Here is an 11,779-nt window from a genome sequence, read left to right as displayed (position 1 = left end):
GTAGGGGCTAGAAATCGCCAAGACACATGGAAGTTTCGGGTTCTGTTCCACGAACCGAACTGTAAACACACGAGCGCGATACTTGCGATACAAAACCTATAAAAGGGAATATAGCGGTTTTCGCTCCCATGAAATCGGAAGGAGTAGGGAGTCGGTCCTAGGGAGTAGAGAGATTGATCAGTCCTGGCCTGTAACCACGCGGCTCGCGCTACGCTATATAGGAGAAAGCGATCGCACCCTCTGCCTACCGTAATTTGATCAACAAATCGGCGACTGGCCCGATCGCACCGCGTGGATAAATTCGCTCCCCGAGTGGGGCCATCCCCGGCGATCGCCCGCCTCCCCCGGTTGTCCCCATCCCAACTGCAACAACATTTCTAAAAAATTCGACTTTTCCCACTTCCACAAACCCGCCCACTCCGTCCGCTGGGCGATCGCGTCCACCGCCCCCAACTCGATCCGCCGGTGATTTTTTCCCCCGTTCAAACTCAAATACAAATCCATATTTTGAGTCGCCGAATACCAAAATTCCAACAGCTCATTTTTTGCAGTTTTCAGCACTTCCAAATCTTTCGGCAACGCGATCAACTGGTCGGCGACCATCGGGTAACGCAGCGTTTTTTCCCCCACTTTAATCTGCCGCCAAATAATTCCCGAAACTTGATTTTCCCGCTGATATTGGTGCACCGCCGCCTTGAAATCTTGGTAGGCGGTAAACTTCTGAATGCCCTCCGGTTTCAAAAAGCGATCGATGACGGGATTTCCCACAGTGGGAGTCGCTTTCAGATTGAGGCGTCGCCCGTCGAGACAGGCTTTGCGCTCTTCGTGTAAAATTTGGAGCAGTTCCTCCGTGGTGTAAATCTTGGACATCGGAAGCATCCTCTAGCTGCCAAATTCGAGATTTTCGCCGTGAAAAGGGCGGAGGGGCAGAGGGGCAGAGGGGCAGAGGAGAAATTGATGTATTATTGTCTTCGCCTCCTCCGCTTCCTCCGCTTCCTCCGCTTCCCTTGCCTCCTATCTATCAGGCGGACTGAGTTTCGACGAGTTGATTTTCTTGGCGGAGATAAGCCTGAATAAAGGCATCCAATTCGCCATTCATCACGTCGTCGATCGCCGTCGTCTCTTCCCCCGTCCGCAAGTCTTTCACCATCTGATAGGGATGGAAAACGTAGTTGCGGATCTGGTTCCCCCAAGCTGCCTCCACCAGGTCGCCGCGAATTTCAGCCACGGCCTGGGCCCGCTGTTCCTGGGCTACGATCAGCAGTTTGGCTTTCAACAGGGCCATCGCCTTTTCCCGGTTTTGCAGTTGGCTGCGTTCCTGGGTGCAGCGGACCGCGATTCCCGTGGGAACGTGGACGATGCGGACGGCGGTTTCCACCTTGTTGACGTTCTGACCGCCCTTGCCCCCGGCGCGGGAGGTGGTGATTTCCAAGTCCTTTTCGGGGATGTCCAACTCGATGGACTCGTCCAAAATCGGCATCACCTCCACCCCGGCGAAACTGGTTTGGCGTTTGCCGTTGGCATTGAACGGGGAAATCCTCACCAGGCGGTGAGTGCCCTTTTCCGCCTTCAGATAGCCGTAGGCGTTGCGGCCTTCGATTTCCAGGGTGGCGGACTTGATCCCGGCTTCGTCACCCTCCGATAGTTCGGCGAGGTGGACTTTGTAGCCCTGACTCTCGCCCCAGCGGGTGTACATCCGCAGTAGCATTTGGGCCCAATCCTGGGCATCCGTGCCGCCGGCGCCGGCGTTGATCGCCAGAACCGCCCCGTTGCGGTCGTAGGGACCCGAGAGGAGTTGCTGCAATTCCCAGCGGTCGATCTCCCGGTTCAGGCGGATGACGTTCGTTTCCGCCTCCTGTCGTAGAGATTCGTCGGCTTCCAACTCCAGCAATTCGGCGATCGCCCCGGTATCTTCCAGGGTTTGCTGCCAGTTTCGCTGCTGTTCGAGGGCTGATTTGAGGTCGCTCAAATTTTGCAGCGTTTTCTGGGCGTGGGTCTGGTCGTCCCAAAAGTCCGGCTGGGCAGCCAGTTGCTCCAAATCCTGAATTTTAGCTTCGACGGCGGGAACGTCAAAGATACTCCTGGGTTTTACCCAGGCGCTCCGCCAACAGTTCGATTTCTCGTTTGATGTCTGCAACTTCCATCACGTTCGGCACAAAATAACTTCGTTTTATACTGTTTTAGAGTAGCAAAAAAATCGGGTTCAGAGCGATCGCCGCCCCGACATCGAGGGTCAAATCGTCGGAGACAGACCGAAATCGCCCGTCTCCGGCCCGCTTTCCGCGCCAAACACCGTCACACCACCTTCTCATTTATGCCCCGCCCCATTTCTGTCCCCGGAACCCCCCGAAACCCGACGCTTTTATCCTCCCGACAGGTCGATCGCCTCTGGGTACTGGGATTGTTCGCCGCCGCCGTCTTCCTGTTCACCCTCGATCTGGGGGGAGTCGCCCTGCGAGATTGGGACGAGGGCATCGTCGCCCAGGTCGCCCGGGAACTGGGGGAAGGAAATAACTGGCTGCACCCGACGTTGAACGGCGGTCCGTACCTGAACAAACCGCCCCTGGTGCACGGGTTGATCGCGATATTTTACGCGATCGCGGGGGCGAACGAGTGGACGGCCCGCCTCCCCGGCGCCCTGCTGACGGCGGCCTCCGTGCCCCTGCTGTACGCCCTGGGGCGCGAATTATTCCACCGCCGCACCCCGGCGATTTTTTCGGCCTTGGTGTACCTGACGCTGATTCCCGTCGTCCGCCACGGGCGTCTGGCGATGTTGGACGGGGCGGTGTTATTTTTTCTGATATTGATGATGGGGTGCGTGCTGCGATCGCGGCGAGATCTGCGCTACGCCCTCGGGTCGGGATTGGCCTTCGGCTTCCTGTGCCTGACGAAGGGGGTGCTGCTGGGGCTGCTGCTGGGGGCGATCGCATTCGGCTTCCTGCTGTGGGACACCCCCCGCCTGCTGACCTCGAAATTCCTGTGGATGGGGTTGGCGTTGGGGCTGGTTCCCGTGGCGTTCTGGTACGGCGCCCAGTGGCAGCATTACGGCCAGACGTTCATTCAGGCGAATTTGCTGAATCAATCCCTATTTCGGGTGTGGGATTCCGTGGAAAACCACCAGGGACCGCCCTGGTACTACCTGCTGGAAATCTTGGAGTCCACCTGGCCCTGGCTGCCGTTCGGGTTCGCGGGATTGATCATGGCTTGGCGCGATCGCAACTGGAGTTGGGCGCGGTTGATTTGGGTGTGGACGGGGGTTTACCTGGCGGCGATCTCTGTAATGGGCACCAAACTCCCCTGGTACGTCCTCCCCGTCTATCCGGCCTTCGCCCTGGCGACGGGCGCCTATCTGGCCGCCGTTTGGTACGAGGGGGACTCGGAAACGGGGCGCTGGCGGCGGACCCGGCGTTCCCGCCAGTCGGATGATCCCTGCCCCCGCCCCGATCGCCTCTGGCCCCTGTTTTCCCTGCTGGCCTTCGCCGCCTGGGTCGGTTGCCTGTATTTCGGGGGGACATTCGCGGGAAATTCTGTGCCCCCCGGCGATGCCAACTTGCAATTGGCCTGCGCGTCCGTGGCTTTGACAATGGCGGTGGCAACCCTGTTGCTCGTCGAACGCGATCGCCAGTTTTTGGTGATTTTAATCTGGGGGATGTACCTGTCCCTGTTGCTGTTCGTCTCCTCGAATTACTGGGTTTGGGAACTCGGCGAGGCTTACCCCGTCAAACCTGTGGCGAGTTTGATCCGGGAACACACCCCGCCGGGGGCCGAGATTTACACGTCCTATCCCCACTCCCGTCCGTCGTTGAACTTTTACAGCGATCGTCGGGTGGAACCGGGCGATCGGCAAACCCTACAACAGAAATGGTTCAATCGATCGTCGCCCTATTTGTTGCTGGACCAGACCGCCCTCGATACCCTAAAATTGAAGGATCTGAAATCCTTGGGAACTGCCGAGGGGTGGACGCTCGTCACCCGTTCCGCCACCCTCGACGACATCGAAGGGTTGAAGAAACTTTAGGGGGATGGTTCCGTGTCATCCTGACTTTCGACGGGTTCCACGATGGCGGGATCGGCCTGTCTCTCGGAGAGGTTGACCCGTTCCGTCGTCACCAAGGCGACACCTAGCAAAATGATACTGCCCGCGATCGCCACCAAAGACAGCCGCTTCCTCGAACAGATGTCGCGGCCGATGCGAGCCAAAGGATGGCTCTGGCGCCGCAGCATCCGCCCCATCGCCCACTGTTGCAACGCGAACGGATCTCGCACGTAATGACCGCTCTTGCTGATCACGAGATGGGTGTGGCAATTCGGACAGGTGAAGAGCCCGCCCAACATCCCGACTAAGGGCGAAATGCTGGTGTGGTGGCAAATCGGACAGGTGACCGAATGAGAATTAAAGGTATCAGCATTCATAGATAATTGTGTGTGAGTAAACGAACTGATGACCCGCTACAGTGTCTGTAACGTCTGGTGTTCACAGTAGAGATCCGCTATCGCTCTCTGTTTCCAGTCTACCGCTGTGACTGACACCCAAAGGCCAAAAATTAATGTCCTCTTCCTGTTTGAGAAGTGCGAGTGCACCTCATACAGCAACGAGCACCGGTCTGTTGAAAGTTGGGTGAGGAGGAAGAACCTCTACTGCCCTTGGCAAGGGGAGATGCGGTTTCAATTCCCTACACCCCACACCCGACACCCGACACCGGGCGCGAAGCGCTATACTTTCCATTTTCCCACCGATGAAGCCCACTCGGCAAGGTCTTGCAAGCCCACCGAACGGGTGAGGTTATATTGCAGCGGTGTGATTGTAATGTAATTGTTTCTGAGGGCGCTAACATCCGTCGGTAGATCGGTATCGGTTTCGGTGTCGATCACTTCTTCCACGTCTTCGAGGAGTTCTCCGGCAAGCCAGTAGTAGGTTTTTCCCCTCGGATCGACCCGCTTCTCGAAAATGTCGATGTAGCGGCGGATGCCCTGGCGGGCGACGGCTACGCCGACAATCTCTTCCGGTGGGAGGGCGGGGATGTTGACGTTCAGCAGGACGGGTTCGGGCAGGGGGCGTTGTGCGATCGCCGCGATCAGGGTTCGGGCAAAAGCCGCGGCGGTGTGGAATTCCCCGCCGGTGTAGCTGGCTAGACTGAAGGCGACGCTGGGGATGCCCTCGATGATGCCTTCCATCGCCGCCGATACCGTCCCCGAGTAGAGGATATCCGTCCCCAGGTTGGGTCCGTGGTTGATGCCGGCCAGTACCAGGTCCGGGCGATCGTCTAAAAGGGCGAACAGGGCTAATTTCACGCAGTCTGAGGGGGTCCCTGAACAGGACCAGGCCTTGACGGCGGGGTGGAAGACAGATTCGACCCTTTCGGCCCGGATGGGCTGGTGCAGGGTCAATCCGTGGCCGGTGGCGGACCGTTCGCGATCGGGGCACACCACGCTCACTTGGTGCCCGGCGTCGGCCAGGGCGTCGGCCAGGGCGCGGATGCCGGGGGCAAAGATGCCATCATCATTGCTGAGTAACAGTTTCATCGACAAGTTTCGATCCTCTGTCCCAGTTTATCTCGAATTGGGCGCTGGGGTGGCGATCGTCTTTAACCGGATAGCTAGAAACCGGGTTTCTACCCCCATCTCTCATCCCCCCGAAAAAACGCTCAGAGAAACCCGGTTTCTTCGCCCCCACCCCGAGCAAAAAAAGGCGATCGCATCGATAGAACATCGATGCGATCGCCTCTAATTGAACAACCGGCAATCAAGATTCGGGGGGTTTTGAGAATCCCCGCCATCCCGATCGGTTGGCGATGGGAGTCTGTTACTTGGCAGATTTCTTCGGGTTGCCTTTCTTCAGAACCAGACTGCCAAATCCGACCGCGATCGCAGAACCGATCATTGTCATCGGTTCGGGAACGTCTTGAATGGGGGTACCTTGAGCTTGAGCGTACACGGTTGCGGAATCGGGTTCAGACGTATCAATCGTGGAACCGTCTACGGAAGGTGGGAACCCAAGAAAAGGATAAATGTTTTGAGCTTGGGCTTTGGGAGCAACAGCCACAGTGCTGAGAATTGACAAGGCACCCGCGAGGGCGAGAAAACGATTTTTCATATTTTTGATTTTGAGTTGAACTTGTTAATCGTGTGCTTTCTACTGAGAATACGTTGGCGGGGACGAAATTTTGAATTTTTTGAGTTGGGCCCCGACTCTGGCTGGTGCACCCGGCTCGAACTTCTTCTGGGTTAATGGCTGCCCTTGGGAACTCTCGTCTGAAGACTTGATAACCAACTTAATCGAAACTTCGGATTGATGTCAACTCAATGGGCGGGATTTTATGAGATTTTTACAAATCTTCCGGAGTTCTTAAAATTTTTGTAAACTTTGCGTAAAAATCCGGATCATTTCATTTCTGATAACTGTGGGATACCCTCAGATCCATAAAAATACGGAAATTTCCGGAGTTCTGGTGGCCATATTAGCCCTCATTTGAGAAGCGATCGCCCCCCGAACGCCTGTAAGATTAACGGAGAAATTAGAAACCGGGTTTCTACCCCCATCTCTCATCCCCCCAAAAAAACGCTCCTAGAAACCCGGTTTCTTCATCCCCAACCCGACATCTAGAAACCGGGTTTCTACCCCCATCTCTCATCCCCCCAAAAAACGCTCCTAGAAACCCGGTTTCTTCGCCCCCACGATCGCCTGTAACTTTAACGGGGAAATGGATTGGCGGGATTTCCCACCCGGAAAAGGATCGTAAAAATATTGTCCGTCACCAACAGATTATTTCCAAATACGTCGTTTCCATAATCATATTCCTGATACTGCCAGCTCACCGAAAGGGTGGGACTGTTGGGCTGGTTTTTCAGCTTCCAAAAGACGGTGGCGCCGTAGAGGGAGCGGCTCGATGTTTTATCGATCGGCGCCACATAACCGGACAGGGTGAGGGTATCCACCGGACGGACGGAGAACTCGATCAGCAGGCGATCGTCGTAGGAATTGGGGAGGATATCGCCGAAATAGTTGGTCACGCCGAGGGACAAAATACCCCAGTTAAAACGGCCCGACAACGCCAGTTCGCTGGCCGGAGAAATGCTGACGATATCGCCGATCCGGGTTTCGCGATCGATGGCGTAATTGAAGAAACCGGAAACGGTAAAATTGGCGTTTTTTCCGAGGCGAAACCGTTTGGCGACATCGCCGAAAATTTGGCTGTAATAGTCGCGATCGGGGTTGAGATAGCCGATCGCACCCCCGCGAAAACTCCAGCCGTCGGTGGTGGTTCGGGTATAATCTGCCCCCAGGTAAACTTTGAGGGTTTCCGAAGCGATGACCCCGGTGTAGTAGCGGAAAATGTCTTGACTTCCCGTCCAGTTTCCGGTTAAACTGAGGTGGGGATAATATTGCATTTCTTCTCTGTAAATACTTTCGCGGATGAAGTTTACATCTTGCTGCAAAAAACTTAAATAAACTTGGGCGTAAAAGTTTTGTAAATTGGCGGTAGAAAATAGGTCTTGATTGACGGCAGATAATAACTCAACATTTGCATCTTCTCCCCCCTCCGCCCCGGCACGACTGATCGCCCGTTGGGGGCCGGTGGGCTGGTAGAAAATGCGATCGTCTTCAAAGTTGCGATCGATGACCGGGGACAGCCCCAGCCAGACGCTGTGATAACCCGCCCGGGGAATTTCACTGACACTTTGGATGTCGGGAGTCAAACTTTCCGCCCGCCCCAGTCCGGCCGAATAAATCGTAAAACTGCCGCTCGGTAAACGGGTATTATTTGGAGCCAAAAATAAGTTGCGGTTAATTCTGGTATTGGCGGGATTTTCGCTCCCTTCCAGGTCGGGGATGACGTCGGGCAAAAACTGCGCCCCGGCTTGGATAACTGTATTTAGCCAGCGATTTTCATCATCCCAAAATAGGGTAAATCCGTGAATCGTGCGCCCCAGAACTGCTTCGGTATCGTTGGCTTTCACCACCTGGCGAACCCGAGAAAAAGTCCCGGCGATGGTATAGTCGATTTCCTCTTCCCGGTCGATTTCGGCTCTTTGAGATTGGCTGTTTCCCGGAAAGGCGCCGGAATTTGGGAAGTAAAAATCCACCCCGATGGGTTGGCTGGAAGTCCCCCCTTGGAAACCGGGAAGCTGCATGAACGCGAAGGTTTCTGGTTCCAAAACATCCCCGACTTGGGAGGTTTGAAATACGCGGGTCGGCACGAACAATTCCGGGTCAATACTGTTGCGATCGATAACTAACCCGGGCATATAAGTACACTGTCCCTCACTGGGAGCATCGGGGAAAAAACAGGCGCCCGTCAAACTCATTTGAATTTCCAAACCGTTCATGGTTTGGGGTTCGGTGGTGGTGGTTTTCACCCTTCTTTCTAGAGGAACTGTCCGCAGTTGCAAGTAAGTCCCCCGCTGGTCCACTCGATAAATATTGGTTCGGCTGAGGCTTTCGATGACCTCGCTATGAAGTTTGAAAGTACCATCCAAAACGATGTCGCTATTTGTGGTATTAGCGAAGGCTTGCACGCCGCTCACCTGCCATTCGGTCAGGTGGCTGATGGGGACATCGTTGAGCAGTAAAGAGGTCGTCAGGGTGCTAATTTGGTCGTCTGGAGCGACGCGGGGGGGGATGAGATAGTGGGGGTCCGAGGGCGGAGGAGAGGGTTTGGGGGTTTTGTTTAATCCGGGATTTGGGGGTTCGGGTTCGGATGCCAAATTGGAGGATGGGGGTTGCAGGTCCGCTGCGGAAGTAGACGAGTTCGGCGTTTGTGCCGGGGCTGGGGAGAAGCCGGCTAGGTTGAGGATGGTTAAGGCAACCACAAGCGTGCGGTTGTATGATTTGACACATTTCCGAGTGGGGTTGGGGATGGATTTCAGGAGGGCAATCATTGTTAAGTGACGGCAAGTAGAGAAGTCAAAATGGGAAATATAAAATGAGGAACGTTCATATCTTTTTTCGTCATCAATTCAGCCGTGACCGGACGAATAAAATAACTGTTAAATTGCAAAATAATTTGAGATAAAATTAATCATCATCAAGGGTGCATCAATTATGGAAATTGATGCACCGCAAAATTGGGAGTAGTAGGTTGGGTGGAGTGCAACGGAACCCAACAAGGGCTATGTGATTCAGCTTCACCCAACCGAGAGCGGACTCAATTCAGAGGTTGATTACGGGAGGCCGGCTCCGAGAAAATCGCCGGCGTCAATCAGGGAGGCATCGACCCGGTACAAAGTGGCTAGGGTTTCGCCGTTGTACTCAATCAAAGTCGAGCTGCTGCGGGCGGTGACGGTCAGGGCACTGAAGTCCACGGTGGCTCCCATACCATCCAAGACTTGGATAGTATCGACGCCATCTTCAAAGCCGTAGATCAGATCCCGGCCCATACCCTCTTGCAGGACAAACAGATCGCTCCCGGCGTCCCCGTAGAGGCGATCGCGACCCGCGCCCCCATTCAACTCGTCGTTTCCATCCCCGCCATAGAGGAGGTCGTCCCCATCCCCGCCGTTGAGGAAGTCGTTACCTGCATCGCCGCGAAGCCGATCGCGACCCGCGCCCCCATTCAACTCGTCGTCTCCGTTTCCGCCATAGAGGAGGTCGTCCCCATCCCCGCCGTTGAGGATGTCGTCATCCCCGTAACCGTAGAGGCGATCGCGACCCGCGCCCCCGGTCAGGTTGTCATCGGCAACGCCACCCCGCAGGATTCCCGAACCCGTCAAAGTCTGGCCGATGTCGTTGACGTTGATAGTGAGGGTTTCGGTATACTCCGAACCGCCCGAATCGGTGGTTTGGACGTTAATGCTGTAAGTCGCCTGGGTGTCGTGGTCGGGGGAAGTATTGATTTTGAGTCGATCGCCCTCTATGGTGAAGTCGGCGTCGTCGGTTCCCCCGGCCAAGCTGTAAGTGAAGCTATCCCCCGCGTCGGGGTCGGCGGTCCCCAACCGTCCCACCGTCGTACCTGCGGCTACCTTCTCGTTAACGGTATCGTTGCTGAGGGTGACGGCCGTGGGGGCTTCGTTAACATCGTTGACGTTGACGATGAAGCCCTCTTCGTAGCTGAGTCCGCCCGGGTCCGTGGTGCGGACGCGGACGTTGTACCAAGACTTGGTTTCAAAGTCCGGGGAATTGTTGATTTGCAGTTGATCGCCGCTGATGGTGAAGGCGCCGTTATCGGTATCTCCGGCGCCGCCAACCAACTCGTAAGTGAAGGTGGTATCCGTCGCGTTGGGGTCGGTGGTGGAGAAAGTGCCGACTACCGCACCTGCGACCACATTTTCATCGATGGTGTTGACATCGAGGGTCAGGTCGGTGGGGGGATCTTCGTCGAGGTCGTTGATATTGACGGTGAATTGTTCCTCGTAAATCAGCCCCCCCGAGTCGGTGGTTTGCACTCGGATGCTGTAACTCGACTTGGTTTCAAAGTCCGGGGAATTGTTGATTTGCAGTTGACCGCCGCTGATGGTGAAGGCGCCGTTATCGGTATCTCCGGCACCGGCAACCAACGTGTAAGTGAAGCTCTCTCCTGCATCCGGGTCGGTGGTGGAGAAAGTGCCGACTACCGCACCTGCGACCACATTTTCATCGATGCTGTTGACATCGAGGGTGAGGTCGGTGGGCGCATTAATAGGAGCAGGGCTACCAGATATGTGCAGCGTGTATGTGTCTCCTGCTTCTGGTGCAATTCCTGTGATACCTCCAGGTTCTCCAGACGATCCAATCCTCCCTACCCCGATTACATAATAACCACCTGCGGAAAAATTGTATGTTATGTATGAGGGGAAATTACCTCCCGTATGCCCAGTTTCGGTGTTATCATCGCTCTCTGCGAGCGGGTTGCCACTGGTGTCATACAAAAATAACTCCGTGTCAAAATTATTGTCATCGATGTCAAACCTCCATGTACCAGGTTCGGCATTAAAACGATAATAATCAAAAGTGCCACCACCAGTTCCTGAAATCGAAACATGAGGAATGGTCGTCGAGATATTCGTACCATCGTAGGCTTGAATATCGGCATTTAAAGTCAAGCTGAAGTCGCCAGGATTGAGGAACTGAGCCGTAGCGATGGTGTTGTTCGGTTCGGTTTCTGAAATCGTGTTCAATACGCCCTGATAACTCCCCATCGCTTCGGGAGTCAAGGCTTCGGGCAACTCGGCTCGGCCCGTCCTCACCTCCAACTCCCAGTTCCCACCTTTGAAAGCGGCTCCCGTCAGGGACTTGGAAGCGGCAATCTCGGCTCCGGTCAACTGGTGCAATTTGGCGACGAATTCTTCCCCCGCATCCCCCGCGGCGACGCGACAACCGTAGAGCAGCAGGTTGTCCGCACCCCACCGCCGCAGTTGGGGGGCGTAGCGGTTCAGGGTGTCCAAACTCAGTTCGCCGTCGCCCAGATACAGGCAACCGGGGGCACCGTGGGAGATGATGTGGACTGCGCCGACATTCCGACGCCCTTGCAAAACTCGGCTGATTTGCTCGACCCCATCGGCCATTTTTTCGAGCAGAAAAACTTCGGCGGTGGAAATCACGCCCTCAATCAGTTGTTCGGCGTTTTCCACTCCGGCATCAATAAAAACGAGTGGGGTGGACTCGGGCAGGGTTTGGGCCGTATCAAATTTAGGTTGCATCACAGAAGTGTCCTGGATATTGATATAAAGTGACGGTTTCCCGCTTCCGGGGCGGGGAATGGGATCTGCACCCGGGCTATAGCAGTGTGAAATGATTCGTGAAAAATTGATCGACTCAAAGCCCCCAGTATTGGGGGTTTGGGGGCCAGACAATTTTACAAAT

Annotated in this window: 8 protein-coding genes; 1 reads left to right on the top strand and 7 read right to left on the bottom strand. The window is 55.4% G+C overall.

The window, feature by feature from the left end; translation table 11 throughout:
• Positions 1-258: 258 nt before the first annotated feature.
• Both LKE08_RS19335 and prfB read right to left on the bottom strand, forming a co-directional pair.
• Positions 259-870, bottom strand: a complete 612-nt coding sequence (locus LKE08_RS19335; RefSeq protein WP_324705888.1) for a hypothetical protein — start codon at positions 868-870, stop codon at positions 259-261.
• A gap of 151 nt (positions 871-1,021) precedes the next feature.
• A protein-coding gene (gene prfB / locus LKE08_RS19330; RefSeq protein ID WP_324705887.1) for a peptide chain release factor 2 occupies positions 1,022-2,144 on the bottom strand; the annotation gives its coding sequence in 2 pieces (ribosomal slippage) (positions 1,022-2,071 and positions 2,073-2,144; 1,122 coding nt in all).
• A 170-nt stretch (positions 2,145-2,314) separates the two neighbouring features.
• Between prfB and LKE08_RS19325 the strand changes: the two genes are divergently transcribed.
• Positions 2,315-4,018 (top strand): glycosyltransferase family 39 protein, encoded by a 1,704-nt coding sequence (locus tag LKE08_RS19325; protein WP_324705886.1) that lies wholly within the window; start codon positions 2,315-2,317, stop codon positions 4,016-4,018.
• Here LKE08_RS19325 and LKE08_RS19320 read toward each other — a convergent pair.
• The 5 genes from LKE08_RS19320 to LKE08_RS19300 form a co-directional block, all read right to left on the bottom strand.
• A complete protein-coding gene (locus LKE08_RS19320) occupies positions 4,015-4,413 on the bottom strand; it encodes a hypothetical protein (RefSeq protein ID WP_324705885.1) in 399 nt (132 codons plus the stop codon). The two genes, LKE08_RS19325 and LKE08_RS19320, sit on opposite strands and share 4 nt — an antisense overlap.
• 300 nt (positions 4,414-4,713) lie before the next feature.
• A complete protein-coding gene (gene surE / locus LKE08_RS19315) occupies positions 4,714-5,523 on the bottom strand; it encodes a 5'/3'-nucleotidase SurE (RefSeq protein ID WP_324705884.1) in 810 nt (269 codons plus the stop codon).
• Between the two features lie 280 nt (positions 5,524-5,803).
• A complete protein-coding gene (locus LKE08_RS19310; RefSeq protein WP_324705883.1) occupies positions 5,804-6,094 on the bottom strand; it encodes a PEP-CTERM sorting domain-containing protein in 291 nt (96 codons plus the stop codon).
• Between the two features lie 596 nt (positions 6,095-6,690).
• On the bottom strand, positions 6,691-8,811 hold the full coding sequence (locus tag LKE08_RS19305; protein ID WP_324705882.1) for a hypothetical protein: 2,121 nt from the start codon (positions 8,809-8,811) through the stop codon (positions 6,691-6,693).
• A gap of 351 nt (positions 8,812-9,162) precedes the next feature.
• Entirely contained in the window at positions 9,163-11,616 is a 2,454-nt protein-coding gene (locus tag LKE08_RS19300; protein WP_324705889.1) for a DUF4347 domain-containing protein, read from the bottom strand.
• Between the last annotated feature and the right edge of the window lie 163 nt (positions 11,617-11,779).

This window comes from Lyngbya sp. CCY1209 (assembly GCF_035615495.1).
Lineage (GTDB): Bacteria > Cyanobacteriota > Cyanobacteriia > Cyanobacteriales > Microcoleaceae > Limnospira.
Note: the sequence above shows the minus strand (reverse complement) of the source record. Positions and strands in the feature narration are given on the sequence as shown.

Bases quoted from the DNA above. Each gene is read 5' to 3' on its own strand.
- LKE08_RS19310 (WP_324705883.1), bottom strand. From the start codon at position 6,094: ATGAAAAATCGTTTTCTCGCCCTCGCGGGTGCCTTGTCAATTCTCAGC.
- LKE08_RS19325 (WP_324705886.1), top strand. From the start codon at position 2,315: ATGCCCCGCCCCATTTCTGTCCCCGGAACCCCCCGAAACCCGACGCTT.
- LKE08_RS19320 (WP_324705885.1), bottom strand. From the start codon at position 4,413: ATGAATGCTGATACCTTTAATTCTCATTCGGTCACCTGTCCGATTTGC.
- LKE08_RS19335 (WP_324705888.1), bottom strand. From the start codon at position 870: ATGTCCAAGATTTACACCACGGAGGAACTGCTCCAAATTTTACACGAA.
- LKE08_RS19300 (WP_324705889.1), bottom strand. From the start codon at position 11,616: ATGCAACCTAAATTTGATACGGCCCAAACCCTGCCCGAGTCCACCCCA.
- surE (WP_324705884.1), bottom strand. From the start codon at position 5,523: ATGAAACTGTTACTCAGCAATGATGATGGCATCTTTGCCCCCGGCATC.